At 60.0% G+C, this 19,566-nt stretch carries 18 protein-coding genes; 14 read left to right on the forward strand and 4 right to left on the reverse strand.

Annotation, left to right across the window (positions count from 1 at the left end):
- The first annotated feature begins 104 nt into the window (after nt 1-104).
- The 5 genes from ACWAT4_RS08625 to ACWAT4_RS08645 are packed head-to-tail and all read left to right on the forward strand — an operon-like array spanning nt 105 to nt 4,565.
- Nucleotides 105-1,424 carry a tetratricopeptide repeat protein gene (locus ACWAT4_RS08625; protein WP_449730351.1) on the forward strand — a complete coding sequence of 440 codons (1,320 nt, stop codon included), beginning with the start codon at nt 105-107 and terminating at the stop codon, nt 1,422-1,424.
- Nucleotides 1,425-2,651 carry an MFS transporter gene (locus tag ACWAT4_RS08630; RefSeq protein ID WP_449730352.1) on the forward strand — a complete coding sequence of 409 codons (1,227 nt, stop codon included), beginning with the start codon at nt 1,425-1,427 and terminating at the stop codon, nt 2,649-2,651. It abuts the gene before it with no gap.
- Nucleotides 2,652-2,684: 33 nt separating this feature from the next.
- Entirely contained in the window at nt 2,685-2,852 is a 168-nt protein-coding gene (locus ACWAT4_RS08635) for a hypothetical protein (RefSeq protein WP_212446763.1), read from the forward strand.
- Between the two features lie 26 nt (nt 2,853-2,878).
- Nucleotides 2,879-3,919, forward strand: a complete 1,041-nt coding sequence (locus ACWAT4_RS08640) for a zinc-binding dehydrogenase (RefSeq protein WP_449730353.1) — start codon at nt 2,879-2,881, stop codon at nt 3,917-3,919.
- On the forward strand, nt 3,906-4,565 hold the full coding sequence (locus ACWAT4_RS08645; protein ID WP_449730354.1) for a cupin domain-containing protein: 660 nt from the start codon (nt 3,906-3,908) through the stop codon (nt 4,563-4,565). The genes ACWAT4_RS08640 and ACWAT4_RS08645 overlap by 14 nt, the downstream gene beginning before the upstream one ends.
- Before the next feature lie 183 nt (nt 4,566-4,748).
- Here ACWAT4_RS08645 and ACWAT4_RS08650 read toward each other — a convergent pair whose 3' ends face one another.
- Nucleotides 4,749-5,795 carry a LacI family DNA-binding transcriptional regulator gene (locus tag ACWAT4_RS08650; RefSeq protein ID WP_212427156.1) on the reverse strand — a complete coding sequence of 349 codons (1,047 nt, stop codon included), beginning with the start codon at nt 5,793-5,795 and terminating at the stop codon, nt 4,749-4,751.
- A 173-nt stretch (nt 5,796-5,968) separates the two neighbouring features.
- Between ACWAT4_RS08650 and ACWAT4_RS08655 the strand changes: the two genes are divergently transcribed.
- The 6 genes from ACWAT4_RS08655 (at nt 5,969) to ACWAT4_RS08680 (ending at nt 13,055) form a co-directional block, all read left to right on the forward strand.
- Nucleotides 5,969-6,910, forward strand: a complete 942-nt coding sequence (locus tag ACWAT4_RS08655; protein ID WP_449730355.1) for a dihydrodipicolinate synthase family protein — start codon at nt 5,969-5,971, stop codon at nt 6,908-6,910.
- Between the two features lie 117 nt (nt 6,911-7,027).
- Nucleotides 7,028-8,416 (forward strand): MFS transporter, encoded by a 1,389-nt coding sequence (locus ACWAT4_RS08660; RefSeq protein ID WP_449731186.1) that lies wholly within the window; start codon nt 7,028-7,030, stop codon nt 8,414-8,416.
- A gap of 124 nt (nt 8,417-8,540) precedes the next feature.
- The gene (locus ACWAT4_RS08665) at nt 8,541-9,572 is read left to right on the forward strand and encodes a LysR family transcriptional regulator (RefSeq protein ID WP_449730356.1); all 1,032 of its coding nucleotides are present in this window, start codon (nt 8,541-8,543) and stop codon (nt 9,570-9,572) included.
- Nucleotides 9,573-9,865: 293 nt separating this feature from the next.
- On the forward strand, nt 9,866-11,359 hold the full coding sequence (locus tag ACWAT4_RS08670) for a porin (protein ID WP_212427159.1): 1,494 nt from the start codon (nt 9,866-9,868) through the stop codon (nt 11,357-11,359).
- A 349-nt stretch (nt 11,360-11,708) separates the two neighbouring features.
- On the forward strand, nt 11,709-11,903 hold the full coding sequence (locus ACWAT4_RS08675; protein ID WP_449730357.1) for a hypothetical protein: 195 nt from the start codon (nt 11,709-11,711) through the stop codon (nt 11,901-11,903).
- Nucleotides 11,904-12,188: 285 nt separating this feature from the next.
- A complete protein-coding gene (locus tag ACWAT4_RS08680; RefSeq protein WP_449730358.1) occupies nt 12,189-13,055 on the forward strand; it encodes an alpha/beta fold hydrolase in 867 nt (288 codons plus the stop codon).
- Between the two features lie 222 nt (nt 13,056-13,277).
- Here ACWAT4_RS08680 and ACWAT4_RS08685 read toward each other — a convergent pair whose 3' ends face one another.
- Complete coding sequence (locus tag ACWAT4_RS08685) at nt 13,278-14,168, reverse strand: LysR family transcriptional regulator (protein ID WP_212427161.1); 891 nt, start codon at nt 14,166-14,168, stop codon at nt 13,278-13,280.
- A gap of 197 nt (nt 14,169-14,365) precedes the next feature.
- Between ACWAT4_RS08685 and ACWAT4_RS08690 the strand changes: the two genes are divergently transcribed.
- Together ACWAT4_RS08690 and ACWAT4_RS08695 are read left to right on the forward strand one after the other, a co-directional pair.
- Nucleotides 14,366-15,388, forward strand: a complete 1,023-nt coding sequence (locus tag ACWAT4_RS08690) for an ABC transporter substrate-binding protein (protein ID WP_449730359.1) — start codon at nt 14,366-14,368, stop codon at nt 15,386-15,388.
- Between the two features lie 182 nt (nt 15,389-15,570).
- Complete coding sequence (locus ACWAT4_RS08695) at nt 15,571-16,515, forward strand: PDR/VanB family oxidoreductase (RefSeq protein WP_212427163.1); 945 nt, start codon at nt 15,571-15,573, stop codon at nt 16,513-16,515.
- 186 nt (nt 16,516-16,701) lie between these two features.
- Here the strand turns inward: ACWAT4_RS08695 and ACWAT4_RS08700 are convergent, their stop codons facing one another.
- Entirely contained in the window at nt 16,702-17,673 is a 972-nt protein-coding gene (locus tag ACWAT4_RS08700) for a Rieske 2Fe-2S domain-containing protein (protein WP_449730360.1), read from the reverse strand.
- Nucleotides 17,674-17,913: 240 nt separating this feature from the next.
- On the reverse strand, nt 17,914-18,219 hold the full coding sequence (locus tag ACWAT4_RS08705; RefSeq protein WP_449730361.1) for a hypothetical protein: 306 nt from the start codon (nt 18,217-18,219) through the stop codon (nt 17,914-17,916).
- A 173-nt stretch (nt 18,220-18,392) separates the two neighbouring features.
- Between ACWAT4_RS08705 and ACWAT4_RS08710 the strand changes: the two genes are divergently transcribed.
- Nucleotides 18,393-19,553, forward strand: coding sequence for a mandelate racemase/muconate lactonizing enzyme family protein (locus ACWAT4_RS08710; RefSeq protein WP_449730362.1), 1,161 nt, complete (start codon nt 18,393-18,395; stop codon nt 19,551-19,553).
- Nucleotides 19,554-19,566: the final 13 nt, after the last annotated feature.

Consider the following 19,566-nt stretch of genomic DNA (forward strand, 5'->3'; position numbering starts at 1 on the left):
ACATAAATTGGCAAAACGTCGAAAGACAGCCTGATATCGCTCTGGTAGCGGTCGAAATCAAGGGGCAGCCAGGTCGGCGGGCCCGTCCGCTGTAGGAGCCGAGCATGGTCGAGGTCGACAGTCGCGGTCTTCCGATTTCGACGAACTCGCCGCAAGCGGCGGCAGGCTACCGCGCGGGCGTCGATCTTCTCTTGTCGGCATGGCCCGGCGCGGACGAGGCGCTGCGCCAGGCCATCGATCTGGATCCGGAATTCGCCCTCGCGCACGCCGCTCTCGCGCGTCTGCGGGCGATCAAGGGCCAGCCGGCCGAGGCGCGCGCCAGCGTCGCGAGGGCGCAGGAGTTCGTCGCCCGAAACGGAGCGCCCCGTGAGATCAGCCACGTGTCGATTCTCTCGCTTGCGGTGACCGGGCAGTCGGTCAAGGCTTTGGAGAGCGCGCTCGCCCATCTCGATCAATGGCCCCGCGATGTCCTGATCCTCTCGCTTCCGCTGGGCGCGTTCGGTCTATTTGCCTTCTCGGGAAGGGCCGATCACGACCAGGCACGGGTCGATCTGTGCGAGAAGTTGGCGGATCGCTACGAATCGGACGACTGGTGGTTTCTGACCTACCGCGGTTGGTCGCACGCCGAGAACGGCGCGGTCACCAAGGGCCGCGATCTGGCGCAGCGCGGTTTCGAGCGCCGGCGCGCCAACGCCAACGCCGCCCATGCCGTCGCGCACGCCATGTTCGAGCAGGGCGCGGCGCAGGAAGCCGAGACTCTGATTGAAGGCTGGCTTCCTGATTACGACCGGGCGGGCATGCTGCATGGGCACCTGGCGTGGCATGCCGCTCTGTCCGCGCTTGAGCGTGACGATCCGCAGCACGCGCTTGCGATCTATTCAAAGCATGTGCGTCCTTCGGTCTCGCTGGGACTTCCGATCAACGTCGTAAGCGATGCGGTCTCGCTGCTGTGGCGGTTGCAGGCGTACGGACACGAAGTGCCGGTCGGTCTGTGGGACGAGGCCGAACGCTATGCCGGCGCGAAGTACGCGAACCCCGGACTCGCGTTCGTCGAGGTCCACATGGGACTTCTTTCGGCAACAACCGGACGGCACGTCGCCGCGATCGACCGCATCGATGCGAACTCGCGGCGTATCGCGGACGGGGCGTTGCCGGCCGGACCCGTCGTCCCGGCGGTTGGCTCAGCGGCCGTCGCTTTCGCGAATGCCGACTACGCCGAGTGCGTACGAATTCTCGAACCGTTGACGAGGGACTTCGCTCGGGTCGGCGGTAGCGGCGCCCAGCGGGAGATTCTCGAGGACATGCTGCTGCTCGCGATGATGCGCAGTGGGCAGTCCGCCAAAGCGCGCGATCTGCTGGATCGCCGTCTTCATCGCCGTCCATCGCAGCGCGACACGCGCTGGCGTCATCAAATCGAGGCCTAAATGACCCAAGTTGTGGTGGAAGATCTGGAAGACGCAGTGCCGACCACCCGGTTCGAGCGCGCCAACGTAGTGAGGTTGTCGATCGCGCAGGCGCTGGCCGGCGCGAACTCGACCGTCATCTACGCCACCGGCGCTGTGATCGGAGACATGCTGGCGCCGACAAAGGCGCTTGCTACGCTTCCGATCTCGGTTTTCGTCGTCGGGATGGCCGCGTGCACGTTGCCGGCTGGCGCGATCGCCCAGCGTCACGGGCGTCGTGCCGCCTTCATGATCGGCACCGGCTGCGGCGTCGCGGGTGGTCTGATCGGAACGCTGGCCGTGCTTCAGGCCTCGTTCTGGCTGTTCTGTCTCGCGACGTTCTTCGGGGGCGTCTATGCCGCGGTGGTGCTCTCCTTTCGCTTTGCCGCCGCCGACTGCGCTGCGCCCGAACGGCGACCGCGGGCACTGTCGGCCGTGATGGCGGGCGGCGTCTTCGCTGGCGTGATTGGGCCGCAGCTCGTCACCTACACGATGGATCTTTGGCAGCCGTACCTGTTCGCTGCGACGTATCTCGGACAAGCTGCCGTCGCGGCCATTTCGCTCCTGGTCCTCGCCGGCGTGCGTCTGCCGGCGCCGACGGCGACAGATGCTGGCAAGGGGCGTCCCTTGGCCATTATTGCGCGGCAGCCGCGGCTTATCGGTGCGGTCGTTTGCGGCGTGGTTTCGTACCTTCTGATGAACTTCCTCATGACGGCTGCGCCGCTTGCGATGAAGTTCTGCAACCTGCCGCAGCAATCCGCGAACCTCGGCCTCCAGTGGCACGTCATCGCGATGTACGGGCCGAGCTTCTGGACCGGCCGTCTGATCACCCGGTTCGGCGCCTCGAAGGTGGTTGCGACGGGTCTGCTGCTTACAGCTGCTTCGTCCGCGGTCGGACTCCTCGGCATCCAGGTCGCGCACTTCTGGGCGACGTTGATCCTTCTGGGCGTCGGTTGGAACTTCGGCTTCGTCGGTGCCTCTGCGATGGTTCTCGAGTGTCATAGGCCGGAAGAAAAGGCGCGAGTCCAATCGCTCAACGACTTCGTGGTGTTTGGCACGATGACGTTCGGCTCCTTCCTGTCAGGTGGACTGCTCTCGGCTTACGGTTGGGACACGGTGCTCTGGCTCTCGTTTCCGCCTCTGCTGTTTGCCGTGGCCGCGCTTTTCGTGGCGTCGCCGAAGCCATCCAGAGAAAGCGTTGCGGCCTGAAGCCGGGACGTCAATTGAATTGGATTTCCGACGGTGGACCATCCGCACGCCAGAGACCCCGGACAAGGGCGCATCGGATCGACGGATCCGCGCGGCAACCCCGGCGCCGTCGACGCGGCGGAGCGCGCCGCGGCATTCGTGATCGCGCGCGGGCGTAAGCTTGCGCAGAGCAATCCGCTGTCGTCGGCAGCGAACGGCTGAAGTGGAACTCCATCGGAGGTAATGAAATGAGGCGTTCCCATCGCGTCGCGCAGGTTTCGAAACCCGGCGAACTCGAAATCGCCGAACGCGAGACGCCGTCACCCGGCGCGGGAGACGTTCTGATCGCGGTCGAGGCCTGCGGGATCTGCGGCGCCGACGCGGGCGACATCGACCGGGCCGATCCGAAGATGTTCCCCGCTCGCGTGCCTGGTCACGAAGTCGTTGGCCGCATCGCGACGCTCGGCGCCGGCGTGCCCTCGATCTGGAAGATCGGTCAGAGGGTCGGTATCGGAAGGCTCGGCGGACACTGCAACCAATGCGCCCAGTGCCGCCGCGGAGAGTTTCAGCTCTGCATGAACCAGCCGTTCGTCGGGTCGACGTGCGACGGCGGCTACGCCGAGATGATGATCGCCCGGGCTACCGGGCTGGTCTCGATTCCCGATGAGCTGAGGTCGGAGGAGGCGGCGCCGCTGCTCTGCGCAGGCATCGCGACATTCAATGCGCTGAAGAAGTGCGGCGCGGAAGCCGGAGACACGGTCGTCGTGCAGGGCATCGGCGGGCTGGGGCATCTCGCACTCCAGTACGCGAGACGGATGGGCTTCCGCGTCGTCGCCGTGGGGCGCGGGGCCGATATCTCGACCGACGCTATCACCCTCGGAGCGCACGTCTACATCGACTCGAAGAAGGAAGACCCCGTCGCACGTTTGCAAGGACTCGGCGGTGCCAAGGCCATTATAACGACCATCGGCGACGTCCAGGCTGTTGCCGCGTTGACGGGCGCTCTCGCGCCGCAGGGGAGGTTGGTCCTACTGGGAGCCGGAAAGGATCCTCTGCCGGTGTCCCCAGGACACATCGTCGTCGGCGAGCGCAGCATCCTTGGATCGATCACCGGCACGCCCTTCGAGAACGAGAAGACGCTGGACTTCAGCGTGCTGGCCGCAGTGCGACCCCGCATCGAAATCATGCCGCTGGAGAAGGCGGGCGAGGCGGTCGCGCGGATGAGGTCCGGCCAGGCGAATTTCAGGATGGTACTCACCATGACGGAGGCAAACCATGCGCATCAATGACGATCTGACGATCCCCGTGATCATCCAAGCCTCGGAGCTCCCATGGATGGCGAGCCCTGCCGCCGGCGTGGATCGGCGAATGCTGTTCCGCATCGGCGACGAGGTCGCTCGCGCCACATCGATCGTGCGTTACGCACCGCGGAGTGCATTTCCCCGGCATACACACGGTGGCGGCGAGGAGATCGTCGTCCTAGAAGGCGTGTTTCAGGACGAGCATGGCGACTATCCTACCGGCAGCTATTTCCGCAACCCGCCGGGCACTTCTCACGTGCCCGCTTCGGCGGAGGGCTGCACGATCTTTGTGCGGCTGTGGCAATTCCGAGAAGGGGACCATCAGCAGATCGTCCGCCAGCCCTTACAGGCTCGATCTGCGCCTGGCGCGATCGAACTCTTTAACGACGGATCCGAGAATGTCCGATTCGAAACTCTCGCAACAGGCGCCGCGACGATAATCGAGAACCAACGGGGGTTAGAGGCGCTCGTTCTCGATGGCGATCTGACGATCGGCGATCGGACTCTAACGACGCAAGGCTGGATCCGCTTGCCAGCGGGTGATGCGTTGCGTGCGGTCGCCGGTCCGCGCGGGGCTAGGCTCTGGGTGAAGGACGCACCGCTGATTCATCCGGACGTACTACGGATGCCTTGAACCGCTCTGGTAGAAGCGAGCCATGCGACCACGGCGCTTTACTTTTCTGTCGAGAGTGATGGATGGGCACGATGTGTGAAGGTCCCCATGCTTGCTGTCGCCATAAACGCTCGTTCCGGTCTCGCAGCGAACTTCTAGTAGCCCGGAGGAGTGAGGTGCCACACGCGGAGACCGACTACCTCGTTACGGCGAGCCAGCCGCGGATCTGGGCCTGCCCGTAGATTGTCGAGGAATAAGCGTCGGTGTCGCAACACGAATGCGATCCTGCTCGTTCGAAGGACCATGGGCAACAAGGTCCAATGCAGCGTTTGCAATCTGGTCAAAGGGAACGCGGACCGTTGTCAGTGGCGTTGGCAGCCGGCTCACGATTGGGATGTCATTATATCCAACGATGGATACATCGCCCGGTACCGATAGCCCGAGCCTTTGTAGGGCTGAGAGGGCGCCAATCGCCGTATTGTCGTTGACGGCAAAGATTGCGGTTGGTGCAGGCGAGCAGCGCATCAGAGTTTCTGTTGCGTCAGCACCTGAATCGATGCCGAATGTCGACTCGACGATCCAGCCGGAATCCGGGTCGATGCCGGCTTCTATCATCGCCTGTTGATAGCCTTTGGTTCGGCCGATGCTACTTGAAGCGTAGGAGGGGCCGGCGATAAGGCCGATACGTCGATGACCAAGATCCAGCAAGTGTCGTGTTGCAAGGTATCCGCCGAGACGATCGTCGGCGACCGAGGAGAGAGTGCGTCCGTCAGTGCGCAAGGCCAGAACGCAGGGCACGCCCCGCGCTGCGAGTTGTTCGGGAAAATCATCGCCGATGCGGGCCGTGGACATCACGAGTCCGTCGACGCCACGCTGCAACAATGTCTGCGCTGCGTCACGGTCGGCACGCGGTTCGTCGCCTGTTGTCGCTACGATGGCGAATCGTCCGGACCGGGTGCATGCGTGCGTAAAGGACTCATACAGCATTGCCATGACGGTGTCGGTCAGGCGGGGAACGATCATTCCGATCGTCATCGTGTTGCCACGCCGCAGGCTGCTTGCCGAGACGTCTCGGAGATAGCCGAGCTTGGCGGCAATCTGGCGGACGCGCTTCGCGGTCTCGCTCTCGGATCGCGGCAGGCGCTCGTCCAGGATGCGGGACACCGTCGATTTCGACACGCCCGCAGCCTCGGCCACGTCGAGCAGGGTCACCCGCTCCGGCCGTTCGGGGGCTTCATCACCGCGATCCATCTGATTCGCCTTTAGATTCTGCGTCCCCGCAGGTAGTCCAAATTTAACGATTGACACAAGGGCACCTCAATTATAACGTGGGAACGTTCCCGAGATCGATCCTGACATCGTTCCCGCATGAAAGTCGAGCGAGGGAGCGTTCGCAAAACCGCCTAAACTCAAGGGAGTTGAATATGCCTGTGATGGATCTCAGGGGGCTGAACCCTGCCCCCGTTACCGCCTTTACTCGCGATGGTGCAGTTGACCACAAGGCCAATGCAGATCTGGCGCGCTGGCTTGTCTCCGTGAAGGGAGTGAAGAGCCTCGTCATCCTCGGTCATGCCGGTGAAGGCACCTTCCTGACCTCGGAAGAGCAGCTCGACCTGATCAGGACTTACGTCGATGCGGTCGGAAAGCAAGTTCCGATCATTGCCGGTATCACCGGCGAAGGCACGAAGGTCGCCGCGCTGGAAGCCAAACGGGCTGCCGACGCAGGCGCGATAGGCGCACTGGTCTATCCGAACCACGGTTGGCTTCGCTTCGGGTTCCAGAAGGGCGCACCGCAGGATCGTTACAAGGCAATCCACGAGGCGTCAGGACTGCGATGCATCCTGTTCCAGTATCCGAACGCGACCAAGGCTTCCTACGATCTTCAGACCCAGGTCGAGATTGCCGCACAGCCCGGCGTCGTTGCCACCAAGAATGGCGTTCGCGACATGAAGCGCTGGGACACTGAGATTCCGGTGCTGCGGAAGGAATTTCCCGAGTTGCAGATCCTGACGTGTCACGACGAGTGGCTGTTGCCGACCATGTTTGACGTCGACGGCCTGCTGGTCGGTTATGGCGGTCTCGCACCGGAGCCGCTCGTGGAGTACCTCGCCGCCGCTAAGGCGCGCGACTACAACGCTGCGCGCGCCTATCACGACCGGCTGCTCCCCGTGACGAAGGCGGTCTATCATCGCGGTTCGCACATGGAAGGCACTTGCGCTCTGAAGCTTGGCCTTGTGGCGCGCGGCAAGCTCGATCATGCGACGGTGCGCTCGCCTCTGATGCCGCTCGCTGGCGGTGCGGAAAAGGAAATCCGCGATGCGTTGGCGCAGGCCGGCCTCATTCCAGGTGCCGCCAAAGCTGCCTGATCTCCCCGCGGCGACGAAGACGAACATCGGCGGCGGGTAACCGCCGCCGATCGGCCAACGACGTGGCCAAGCAAAGATATAGCGGCAAAAAGCCGAAAAACGGAGGAGATCATGCTCATGACGGCGCAGGCCGGCGTGCCGACTTCGGCCACCACGCAGTTGGACGGTAGACAAGAAATTGGTGCCAGAATTGAGCGGCTTCCGGTGACCCGACCGGTCTTCTGGACCCGTAACGTGATCGGGGCCGCAACATTCTTCGATGGTTACACCGTCATTGCCATTGCTTACGCAATGCCGGTTCTGGTTCAGCAATGGAGCCTTAATCCGCAACAGACCGGCCTGATCCTTTCGGTGGGATATTTGGGGCAGGTCTTTGGAGCTGTTCTTTTTGGCTCCCTTGCCGAGCGCTTCGGACGCCTCAAGATCTTGCTGTGCACGATCCTGCTCTTTGTCAGCATGGACGTGGCGTGCCTGTTCGCCGGGGGTGCCCTGTCCATGATGCTCTTTCGCCTTGTGCAGGGCATCGGAACCGGCGGCGAGGTGCCGGTTGCAAGTGCCTATATCAACGAGTTCATCAGCTCCAAGGGGCGTGGCCGCTTCTTCCTGTTGTATGAAGTCATGTTCCTGTTTGGCCTCGTCGGAGCTGGCCTGATCGGTAGCGTGCTGGTGCCACGCTTCGGCTGGCAGGCGATGTTTGTTGTCGGACTGATCCCGGCCGCGATCCTCATCCCTCTGCGCTTCTTCATGAAGGAGTCCCCGCGCTGGCTCGCTGGGCGCGGACGCTATGTCGAGGCCGACCGCATCGTCTCAGCCTTGGAGCGCAGTGCGGTCGCGAGCGGCCACATTCTTGTCGACCCGCAGCCTTCAGTCGGCGCGCCCACCAAATCGGTAACCGACTGGCGTGAACTCTTTCAGGGAATCTACCGCGCGCGGACGTTGACGATCTGGGGCATGTGGTTCTCGTCATACCTCGTTGCAAACGGCATCATCACTTGGCTGCCGACGCTGTACCGTCAGACCTTCAATCTGCCGCTCGAGACCAGCCTGCGCTATGGCCTGCTGACGTCGGTGGCAGGCGTGGTCGCTGCCGTTGCATGCGCCTTATTGATCGACCGGGTGGGGCGCAAACGTTGGTATGTCGTAGCCTTCTTGCTCGCGCCCATACCGTTGGCCTTGCTCGCCCTGCTCGGAGCCGGCGGTGCGACCCAGGTCCTGGTCCTTGCGGGTCTCGCCTACGCCATCGTCCAGACGATCACATTCTCACTCTATCTCTACTCGTCCGAGCTCTATCCAACCCGGCTGCGCGCAATCGGAACGGGGTTCGGGAGCGCCTGGCTTCGTCTCGGCTCCTCTGCCGGTCCGATTGTAGTGGGATGGATCATCGCGAGTTTTGGAATCCAGTACGTCTTTGGTGTCTTTGCCTGCGTTCTGCTGGCAGGTGCCGCGATTACCGCGCTGGGTGGAATTGAGACCAAGGGAAGAGCATTGGAGGAGTTGTCTCCCTAGCCAATCGAACGACGATCGTCGCTTTTCTGGAAAGGCCTATCCAGTGAAGAACTGGAGCGCCGACCTCCTTCTAAGATGCCTCCCTCCAGTTCGACTCCAACCCGAAAATGGTGAAGTCTATCACATGATTTTGCCTCCTAAACAACGAGCCGCGCTCGATCTGAAGCCCTACTATTTTTTCGTGCGGGTCGCGGAAGCGGGAAGCTTTTCAAAGGCGGCGTACGCTCTTTCCATCAGTCAATCGATCCTCAGCAGGGAAATAAGGTGTCTGGAACAATTTCACGGCGTTCAGCTCTTCAACCGGAACGGCCGGGGAATTTCGCTAACCAGAGCCGGCGATCAACTGCTGATGCATGCGACGTCGATCCTACGCAGCCTTTCACATGCGCAGGACGAATTGCGAGCACTCAGCGGAGCGCGGTCTGGAAATGTGATCGTTGCGCTGCCGCCTCTGTCGGGTAGCGTGCTGACGATCGACTTGATCAAGCGTTGCAGGCAAGAGTACCGGGATATCGTCCTAAATCTTATCGAAGCATATTCCGCAACGGCCATCGAGATGTTGACCAACGGGGTTGTCGACATTGCGGTTCTCTATAACTCACCCAACACAAGTACGCTCAATATCGACCATTTGATGGATGACCATTTCGTCCTGGTAGGAGCACCAGGCAGCCTATCTCATTTTGGTGACGATATCTCGCTGGAGCATGTCAAGGACTTGCCGCTGGCTCTCGCGCCGAGGCCCCATCGCCTCAGAAACGCGCTGGATACTACGGCGCGTGAATCAGGCATCGACCTAACGATCAGCCTGGAAGTGATTGGCACCGGAAGCCTGCTGGAGTTGGTGCGCGAGAAGATCGTCTTCACCATCCTGCCGTTCAATGTCGTGCGCACACAGGCCCAAGACGGCTCGCTGGATTTCCGACGGCTAACGGGCCCACTTCCCGTGCCCAGACTGTTTGTCGCAACATCCATGCAAAGGCCCCAGACTATTGCAACGAAAGCGGTCTTGTCGGCCATTCGTCAGCGTTTCCCGGCGGTTTCCGACCATTCGCTCAGCTCTGCTGACGAGTACAGAGGTGTGCCTGATCAAGGCGGGCCAGATCGATGCCCTATTATGGCTGCCCAACTTGGTGAGAGAGCACATGTGCTCTGAAGTCAGGAAGCGCTGATGGGCTCTCTACTTGCGCGGTGTGCGCGGCGTTTCTCGTCTGGGGGCTCGCGCGCACTGCTCATCCCGAAGTGTAACGCCGTTAGGTCGTGCGCGTGCGTTGCCACAGTGAGCCAAGGGGATCCGGCTATAACTGTTATGCCTTTCCGCGAGATTGAAACCCATTGGACTGCTGGGCACAAAGTCAAGGAATCGAATTCGGGGCGAAAAGATCTGTACGGATCTCTACGCGTGGGGGGATAACATTGACTCGAAATACAACGATTCGGCGCGCGTTGATGGGAGCCGTCCTGCTTTCGGCTGGCGCCTGCTCGGCCGGTCCGGCCAATGCGGGCGATATGGCCACCAAGGAAGCCCGTACGGCGCCGGCTTCGATCGCTTCAACGATATTCGACGGTGAACCTGGAAAGTTGTCGTATGCCGGTATTACGGTTTATGGAATTTTCGATCTGACGGGATCGTACCAGGACCACGGCGTCCCGCCGAGCCCATACATGAACGGACAGTACCTCGTTGCCAAGAACAGCGATGGGCCGCGGTTCGCGTTCACCAACAATGCCATGAGCCAGTCGCTACTCGGCATTCGGACGGAGCAGAAGCTTGACGAACTGTTCTCGACGCCGAGCCTTCAGGGATGGTCTTTCGTCTCGGACCTGCAAAGCGGCTTCAATCCAGCGTTCATGGCCATTCAGGATTCCTGCAAATCGCTCGTTCGTGCTAACGGCACCGGCAACGTTCCCGGCACGACCGCGAACTCAGACAGCAGTCGTTGTGGGCAGATCTTCAATGGAGAAGCATGGGCCGGTTTCAAGCATACGACTCTTGGAGAGCTTCGTTTCGGACGTCAGAACAGCTTGATGTTTGATGACTTCGCGGTCTTTGACCCGCAGAAATTGTCATTTGCCAATTCGCTCTTTGGCACGTCGGGCACATACGCGGGAGGCTTCGGTGCGACAGAGGACAAGCACTGGAACAACTCGCTTAAGTACAAGGAAACGATCGGCCAGTTCAATTTCGCAGCTCAGTATCGGTTTGCGGGCGCTGATCAAGGCGGTACAGCGTGGGCTCTTCGTGCGGGAGTCGATGGTTGGGGCCTGTTCGATGGAGCCAAGCTCAGCGCGACATGGGGGCATTTTAACGATGGCATCGTTGCGTCATCCCTGACAAATTCGACAGCCAAAGCGGCCGGGAGCTGCCAGTCGCTGGGCGTGAGCCTTGCTGATTGTCAGTATCTTGACGTCCTGAACGCCACGGTTTCGGACAACACCGCGTGGTCGATCATGGCGCTCTACAATTTCAAGACGCTCGGCCTTCCGGGTGTTACCGCCATGGGCGGCTATGAAAACATCTCGATGACGAATCCTTCGAGCGTGCTTCCGGCCGGTTACCGAACGATCGGTGGCTACCGGTTAAACTTCACTCCCACCACCTTCACGTCCTTTACGACGGCGAGGGAGCTGGATGTCTATTGGCTTGGCGCTCGTTGGCAGATCACCCCGAAGTGGGTGGTTGCGGGAGCGTGGTACACCGTGGACCAGAATAGCTATGTGCGCGCCGGAGCAGCCTGCACCAATCCTGGAGCCGGAACCGCGACGCTGGCTCAATGTGCAGGCAAACTCAATTGGCTCTCTGGAACGATTGATTATCAGATGACGCAGCGGCTGGACTGGTATGCCGGCCTGTCTCACACTTGGGTGAACGGTGGGTTCTCCAACGGCTACACTCACACTTCGAATTTCAATGCGACGGTGGGGGCTCGCTACCGATTCTAACGCGAGCCTTGCTCCTTTTCGAAGGACCGAACGCTGAGCGAAAGTTCAGAGCTAATATGGTCTATGGCATCCTAACAGCCCAACTAACTCGATGAACGTTCATAACAGCGGAGAATTGCTTTGCTCGAACGTACGTCGTGTTCGTCCACTGGCAAGCGGCGCATGATTGCGCCGTCTTGAAGAGATGACTTGACCACATGCATTGCCGGTTCGGTAATCGGCTAGATGTCAAGTTTAGCGCTAATGCGCGTTGCGCGGCTAGTCCAAGTTTCGCTTTTCGGATGAAGGGGCGTGGGCATTGAGGTCGACAAGTGGTGGAAAGAAGGGGCACACTGCTTGGAATTGCCCGATGATCGACGCCGATTTCCGCTGGCATCGGGAGCAGGAGCTAGTGAATTTGTTTGAGCAATTTCGAGCATTAGCGGATTCGGTCGTTCGCCTTCCTCCAGGCTCGGAGCGACGAATTGCGTTTAGGGAGCTGCGCTACTATGGGACGCGAATTGAGATGATCGCGGCAAAATGGATGTGGCTGAGTCATAGCTAGTTGAATAACGAGCTTTCACGCCTCGCGGCTACTAGTAACTGTTTGGCGGCAAGGGCGCGCCAACCAGGCGGTTGCCGCCGCGAGGGCTGTCAGCGACCCGGGCAAGGTTGGATGGGTCGCGCGGTGGGCGAAACGTCCCTGGCGAACCTCGCGCGTGAGGACATTGACGATCGATAGCTTCGGCGATCGGAAGAAAATCCTCGACATCGTTCTACAATTGCGCTCCCATTCGAGAGTCTCGTGCATTGCTGCGGTTCGTCACACTGTGCTCTGGAAGATAGCTGCATGAAGAATGTTGCGCCGTTGATCGCGATTGGTTTCGCAGCCCTGACGATGAGTGCGCTCACGTCCGCGCACGCTGACGACCGGGTTATCTCAACCAAAACCGGCGGGCAGGTCGAATTTCAGATCGACGGCAGCGGGCCAGCAGTATTGATGATCGCATCGCTCGGGCGCGGCGCCACCGATTTCGACGGCCTGTCACGCCGATTGGTCGATGCGGGTTTTACCACTGTTCGTCCGGAGCCGCGTGGGGTTGGGAAGAGCACGGGGCCGATGAATGACATCACATTGCATGATCTGGCCGCGGATGCCGCAGCGGTCATCGAGTCGCTTCCCGCTAAGCCGGTCATTGTAATTGGCCATGCTTTTGGGCAGCGTGTTGCACGGACCCTTGCATCTGATCGCCCGGATCTGGTCCGAGCCGTGATTATGATCGCCGCAGGTGGCAAGGCGCCGCTTAAGCCAGGTGCTCAGGAAGCTCTAGCGGGAAGCTTTCGGCTTGACCAACCCGTTGAGAAACGGATGCAAGATGTGAAGTTCGCGTTCTTCGCTCCCGGCAATGACCAGAACGCATGGCGCGATGGTTGGTATCCTGAGGTATCAAGAGCACAAATGTCCGCGTTGAAAGCAACTCCAGTCGAAGGTTGGTGGAATGCTGGCTCAACTATGTCGCTCTTGGTGATCCAGGGACTGCAGGATGCTGTAGCGCCGCCCGAAAATGGTCATATGATGAAAGAAGCAATGGGTGATCGCGTCGTATTGGTCGATATCGATGGCGCAGGCCACGCGATGCTACCAGAGCAACCGGAAAAAATCGCTTCGGCGATTCTCAGTTTTGCAAGCAAATTGCCTGCAAAGAATATCAGATAGTTTGGATGTTCTTGGTGCCTCGCTGTCCGCTCAGGAGCAAATTGCGACTAGCGGCGGCCCGGTTCAAATTGTTCAAACTAAGCTCAGCCGCCGAGGCCATTTTTGTACTCAACGGTGACCGCGATTGTCGATTTCTACACTCCTCGACAATAGCCAGCCGCGTTCTTCTTGCATGCGGCTCGAAACACCGCACATACCGGGGCAGTATCCGAGCGCGTCCCTCTACGAGCGTGCAATCAGGCGCTGGTGTCGTCGCTGCGCGACATCTTGAATGAGAGATCGTAACCATTGCAGCCCGGGGTCTCTCTCGTGGGAGATGCGCCACTGAAGGACGTCCGTCATGAGCGGAAGCGATATGGGAGATTCCACTTTCCTAATAGGTAAGGTGGTCGCTGCGCGCTCTGCCAGGTCTGCGGGTATCAGCGCCAGGAAGCGTGTCCCGATGATGGCCTCCGGAATGAGCGTGAAGCTTGGCGCGGTTATCCCGGCTCGGGGAGCGCGACCGAATTGCTTGAAGAACCAGGTCTCGATGAACGTCGTCCGTTCGCTATAGGCTTGTGCATGGCGCATCTCGAGGAACTGATCGAGCGTCAGGCTGTCCCCGACAGTCTCGTTGCCCTGCCACACGATGCACACGTAACTTGTTGCGGGGAGAGCAGTGAATGGACAGTCCTCCAACATGAAGCGATCGGGAACGATCAGGAAATCGATTTCTGTCCGAAAGAAACGGGTGCTTGGACCCTGGTAGAAGATGTCCACCGAAGGCGCCGTCGTACGCAGTTCAGCCAGGATATCGACAATAAGCGTTGCCCATACGTAGTCGGAGCACGCGATCGTAAACTGCCGCTCGGACGTCGCGGGATCAAAGGAGCTTCGCATCGCCAGGAGCTTTTCCGTTTCGGTCAGAATGGCCCTAAGCGGGCCGGTCAGTTCTTCGGCGAGAGGAGTCAGAGCCATTTGGCGACCGCGACGCACGAGCAACTCGTCCTCGAAATGTTCCCGCAGTCTGGACAGGATTCCGCTGGTGGCGGACTGGCTCAGAAACAATCGCTCGGCGGCCCGCGATATGTTCTGGTGGGTCAAGATCGTATCCAGTGCGACGAGCAGGTTCATATCCAGGTGCCGGAATCGCATGGGGGTCCTCTTTGGGGTTTCCATGGCACTATAAGGAGGTCTGGCCTCCCATCCCGGGCATGAATGTATCCGACACGCGGATGGCTATTGAGCTTTTCCGCTTGCGGCGGCACGCAACCGCTTGACACGAACTAAATGTGATCACAATATTAGATCAAGTTTGTGATTGCAACGGGATGTTCAGCGATCCGGCGCGCTGGTCCGCAAAGAGGAAGGCACCCATGCCGAGACTGTTCAAGCTTCTTGTCGCAGCTTCAATCGCCGTGTCGTCCTTCACGACGGCGGCGCGCGCGTTGGACACGGTGAACGTCAGGTTTAGCTGGAAGCTGAAGGGAGAATACGGGTTCTTTTATCTCGGTAAGGAGAAGGGCCTTTACCAGAAAAACGGAATCGACGTGGTCCTCGGAGAAGGCGCGGGTGCGCAAGCCGCGCTCGGTGGACTTGTCCGCGACAACGAAGATGTCGTGATCGTGCCGGCGATCTTCGCCATTTCGGCGATCGAGAAAGGCATGCCGGTCAAGCTAGCCGCGATATACCAGGAGCGAGCCCCAATGGCCTTCATCTCCTGGCCCGACAAGCAGGTGACGACACCGGCGCAATTGGAGGGGAGGTCGGTCGCCGTGTCGGTCGGGGATCCAGCCACAACCTACCTCGATGTTTTTTGCGCCTTGAACAAGATTAGCTGCGACAAGATCAACAAGGTTCAACTCGATCCACAGCTCAGGTTCGCGCAGTTCATCCAAAGGCGCGTGGATCTCATCTCCGTCTATACAAACGTCGACCTTCCTCTGGTCGAAGAGCGGACCGGCAAGAAGTTTGCCGTGTTGGACCTGCCGAAATTTGGCCTCGGTGTTCCTGGACTGGCCGTCGTTGCCAGCAATAAGGGAATTACTGAGAAGGCGGATCTGCTCAGGCGCTTTCTCGCTGCGACTGCGGAGGCAATCGAGTTGACGAGGTCGGAGCCCGCGATGGCGGCCGCCGCCCTGAAGAAGGCCTGGAGTGCGGCTCCTTCCGACGAATTGATAAAGGCTCAGATCGTTGCAACTTCGGAAACGATGGCGTCGGGGCAAGGCAAGCCCGTTGGCTGGATCAAGGACAAGACGATATCGGATGCGCTAAGTCTGTTGTCGGCGACGGAGCATCTCGAGTCGGCCAAGCCGCTTGCCGATTTCTACACCAATGATTTGCTGAAGAAGTAGGCTGCCCTCCGTCCCCTGAACACACGAGCTATCGATCAGGTCGATAGTTCGGCTCCAATAAACCAATTTCCGCCATCGAGTCGAATTGAATAACCTTCGCCGTCAGCAAGCGACCAGTTGGCCGCCGAGCTGATCTTTCACAAAATCTGGCTGTTATGGCGATGGTCGATTCGAGAAATACGATGGATGTGAGGATTCGAGAAGTACATCACATCGCGACCGACATTGTGAGCGTCGAGCTCGAGTCGGCAACCTCCAGCGTATTGCCGGCCTTTTCTGCTGGTGCGCACGTTGACGTTCACGTATCGGACGGGATCGTGCGTCAGTATTCGCTTTGCAATGATCCATCTGAATCAAGCTACTACAGACTTGCAATCCTGAAGGATGCGAACTCGAGAGGAGGATCCAGGGCGGTTCACGAGACGTTTCGTGAGGGAATGAGCCTGAAGATCGGGCAACCCCGCAATAATTTCGAGCTCATTGAAGACGGCGGACGTGCGATCCTTCTTGCGGGAGGGATCGGGATTACTCCGCTGCTGTCGATGGCGTACAGATTGCAGACACTTGGCGCAGAATTCGATCTTCACTTGTGCGTCCGTACCTTGGATCGCGCGCCATTCCTCGACGAAATCGCGGCGACGCCATTTGCGAGCAAGTTCCGATTACATGTCGACAACGGGCCGGCAGACCAGTGCTTTCTGCCCGAGAGAGATATCCAGTTCGGTTCTTCGCAGGCAAGAGTCTACGTCTGCGGTCCCAAGGGCTTTATGGACTTTGCCGTGTCCGGTGCGAGAAGAGCAGGTTGTCCGGACGAAAGGCTGCATACCGAAAGTTTTTCAGGTGGCGATGTCAAAGGCGGACACTCGTTCACTGTCGTTGCTTCACGAAGCGGCCGGAGGCTGACGGTGCCCGGTGACAAATCCATCGCGACGGTTCTCGAAGAAAATGGAATAAGCGTCGATCTGTCGTGCGAGCAGGGAATATGCGGAACGTGTCTGACAAGAGTGCTTAAAGGTCAGCCTGAGCACAGGGATAGCTTCCAAACGGCCGCCGAGAAGCTCACGAATGATCGGATTGCCATCTGCTGCTCACGCTCGCTGTCCGACGAGATAGTCCTCGAAATCTAGCACAGTCCACTCTCGCGTTGGAATCCCCGATCCAGCAGCGAGCCTCCAGAGTGGGCGCGCTGGCGACAGCCGACCCGCGGCCCAAAAAGTGGCCGCCAGCAAGACGTGGCGGCCAAGTCTGGGAGGAAATCGGACGACCGCATCCGCGACCGGAGTTCTTCCTGTCGCGAAGCGGCAGCGGGACGACTAACTCTGTTCAGCCTGGAGTTGGGCTTCCACGATCCGCCGCGCCCTGACGGCAGGTCCATCGGTGTGCAGAAGGACCGGCTTCAACGACATGAGCTCGCTCGTATTCACCGCGCGCTGCTGAGCCTCGATGACCGGCTTGTCCTCATCATCGAAAACGGCGACGCCGACCCGCAGCAATTCCTGGCTGAGGTCGTCTTCGTTCTGGCGAAAGTCACGGGACATCGCCCAGAAGTAGTGCGACGACGTTTCGGTTTCCGGCGTCAGCAGGTGCGAGGTCGGGATCGAAATTCCTTCCTCGACTGGTCTGTTGACGCCCGTCATGCCCACGTCGAGCAGGAGGAGAGACGGTGGGTTCCACCGCATGAAGTTGCGATGGTCTCCTCGTTGATCCCCGGGATATCCGAGCATCTGAAAATACTTGTTGGGCAGTTGATTGGGGCGCGAGAATTTCGCCCAGACCTCGTTGGATTGCGCATCCTTTTCGGCTTCGAACCGTGGCGGCCCCTCCGCGTTCTTGAACATCGGGTGGACGTATTGTCCGTGGCTCAGATCGAGCAGGTTGTCGGAAATGAGCTGGTAGTTCGCCTGGACGTGAAGATAGCTGCAAACCGTGCGAAACTTCGGGTTCGTCAGGACACTGAAGTCCGCAATTGTGGATTCGTCGGCCTTGCTCGCTTCTCCAAGCCAGAGCCACACGACGCCATGCTTCTCGGCGATCTTGTAGCTCTTGACTTTGGCCGCCCGGGGGATCTGTCCGTCGCCATGCGGGTTGAGCGTGCACGCGCCGGTCTGGTCGAAGCAAAGGCCGTGGTAGCCGCATTCAACGCTATCGCCTTTGAGCCGTCCGAGATGCAGCGGAACAAAGCGGTGCGGGCAGCGGTCGGTAAGGCCGACGACGTTGCCGGCTTCGGTGCGATAGAAGACGATGTTCTCGTTGGCAATCTTTCGGGCCAGCAGATTGCGGGTCACTTCAGTCGACCATGCGGCTGCGTACCAGGTGTTTTGAATGAACGGCATGGGCTCCTCTTTTGCTCCGCCTGTTGAACGCGGTGGGCAAAAGTCCCATTGTTGGAAAGGTTTTAAAAATCAGCATTCTCAATGCGAACTATCTGGATCTCCGATAGTTCGCCGGGCGAGCCAAGGCCGCGCGTTCGTTTGAGAACGGCCACTCCCATGACAACGGCATGCAGTTGTCGCCGGCGCTCCAGTTCAGCGACCATCGTCCATCTCGTAGACGTGTCGCTCGAACCGTTCGAGCAGCGTATGCATCGTCTGGCGCGCTTCCGCAAATGCCTCGGAGCCGCCCCGGACGGCAAGATCGGCCTCATAGGCTTCGCGAGACGGAAATCTGCATTCCCATCGGACATCGGGCCCGTTGCCCTCGCGCAGAACGAAAATGTCTCCGGGCTCGAGGCCGAGCGCGCGCCTGATCGCTGTCGCTCTTCGTCGTTGTTGGAGCACCACCGGCGCTTGGCCGTCTTTGGCGAAATAGTTGGTTGTTTCGACGATGGTCAATTCGTTCCCCCTCTGGCCGCGACTTCGCAGCGCAGCACCATGTCGGGCGAGAATTCGGTGCTGCGGCACTTGATCTTCCATTTACATGATCATAAAGTGTGATCACACTAAGAGATCGCAATGCCAGTGTATCGAGCCTAATTCGCAGCGACAACAGATAAAGGCAGGCCGGTTTGCCCACGATCAAATCCATCGAAACATTGATTGTTCAACTGCCGACGCGGCGCGAGCACAAATGGGCGGGGCTGACCGAGGTGATCGGCCGATACGTCATCGTCAAGATGGTGGACAGCGACGGCAGGGTCGGTTGGGGCGAAGCGCCGGCACTTAAGGACTGGGGCGGCGAATTCGGGCGCTACTTTGGCGAATCCGCGCTCATCACCCGCACCGTGATCGACACCTATCTCGCGCCAGCCGTTGTCGGCGTCGAGCTCGGCAATATTGCCGAGCTGCATGCGCGGATGGATGCCATCATCAGGGGGTATCCCTATTCCAAGGCCGCCGTCGAATTCGCCGCCTACGATCTGGCTGGTCGCTGGCTCGGTGTTCCCGTCTCCACCCTGCTCGGCGGACAGGCGCGCGATCGTGTGCCGGTGACGCATTCCATCGGGTTGATCTCGATCGAAGAGGCCCGTCTCGAGGTCGCAAAGCTCGTGAAGGAGGGGGTGCGCACCATCAAGGTGAAGATCGGGGTCGAGCCCGACCGGGATGTCGCCATGGTCAACGCCGTGCGAGAGGTCGCTGGCGACGCCGTCGAAATCTGCGTCGATGCAAACGAAGGCTACAAGACGCCGGGAGAGGCGGTGCAGGTCGTTCGGCGGATGGAGAAGAACCGGCTGAAATATGTCGAGCAGCCGGTCATGGGAATCGAGCGCATTGCCGAGGTCGGTCGTCGCATCGACGCGCCGGTGATGGCCGACGAGTCGGCGTGGAATGCTCATGACTCGATCCAGATCGTCCGGTCCGGCGGAATCCAGATCGTGTCCATCTACACGACAAAGGCCGGCGGTCTGTACAAGGCGACGGAAGTCGGTGCGGTGTGCCGCGCCGCAGGCATCATCTGCAACGTCAACGGCTCGATCGAAACGGGCATCGGCAATCTCGCCAACGTCCAGCTCGCCGCGGCATCGCCGGCCGTCACATTGTCCTGCGTCATTCCGGTTTCGACGCCGGCGGAATTCCAGCACGGTCAGGTTGGTGGCATCTACTACAAGGATGATCTGCTCGTCGAGCCGATGAAGGTGGTCGACGGCGCGATCATGGTTCCATCCGGCCCCGGGATGGGCATCGATGTCGATCTCAAGAAAATCGAGAAATACCGCGTGCGTGATTGAGCGCGGAACAAAG

The organism is Bradyrhizobium sp. T-1 (assembly GCF_053592855.1).

Excerpts from the sequence above, each read along its gene's own strand:
- ACWAT4_RS08625 (WP_449730351.1), top strand. The coding sequence starts at position 105 with ATGGTCGAGGTCGACAGTCGCGGTCTTCCGATTTCGACGAACTCGCCG.
- ACWAT4_RS08630 (WP_449730352.1), top strand. The coding sequence starts at position 1,425 with ATGACCCAAGTTGTGGTGGAAGATCTGGAAGACGCAGTGCCGACCACC.
- ACWAT4_RS08640 (WP_449730353.1), top strand. The coding sequence starts at position 2,879 with ATGAGGCGTTCCCATCGCGTCGCGCAGGTTTCGAAACCCGGCGAACTC.
- ACWAT4_RS08645 (WP_449730354.1), top strand. The coding sequence starts at position 3,906 with ATGCGCATCAATGACGATCTGACGATCCCCGTGATCATCCAAGCCTCG.
- ACWAT4_RS08650 (WP_212427156.1), bottom strand. The coding sequence starts at position 5,795 with ATGGATCGCGGTGATGAAGCCCCCGAACGGCCGGAGCGGGTGACCCTG.
- ACWAT4_RS08655 (WP_449730355.1), top strand. The coding sequence starts at position 5,969 with ATGCCTGTGATGGATCTCAGGGGGCTGAACCCTGCCCCCGTTACCGCC.
- ACWAT4_RS08660 (WP_449731186.1), top strand. The coding sequence starts at position 7,028 with ATGACGGCGCAGGCCGGCGTGCCGACTTCGGCCACCACGCAGTTGGAC.
- ACWAT4_RS08665 (WP_449730356.1), top strand. The coding sequence starts at position 8,541 with ATGATTTTGCCTCCTAAACAACGAGCCGCGCTCGATCTGAAGCCCTAC.
- ACWAT4_RS08670 (WP_212427159.1), top strand. The coding sequence starts at position 9,866 with ATGGGAGCCGTCCTGCTTTCGGCTGGCGCCTGCTCGGCCGGTCCGGCC.
- ACWAT4_RS08675 (WP_449730357.1), top strand. The coding sequence starts at position 11,709 with ATGATCGACGCCGATTTCCGCTGGCATCGGGAGCAGGAGCTAGTGAAT.
- ACWAT4_RS08680 (WP_449730358.1), top strand. The coding sequence starts at position 12,189 with ATGAAGAATGTTGCGCCGTTGATCGCGATTGGTTTCGCAGCCCTGACG.
- ACWAT4_RS08685 (WP_212427161.1), bottom strand. The coding sequence starts at position 14,168 with ATGAACCTGCTCGTCGCACTGGATACGATCTTGACCCACCAGAACATA.
- ACWAT4_RS08690 (WP_449730359.1), top strand. The coding sequence starts at position 14,366 with ATGTTCAGCGATCCGGCGCGCTGGTCCGCAAAGAGGAAGGCACCCATG.
- ACWAT4_RS08695 (WP_212427163.1), top strand. The coding sequence starts at position 15,571 with ATGGATGTGAGGATTCGAGAAGTACATCACATCGCGACCGACATTGTG.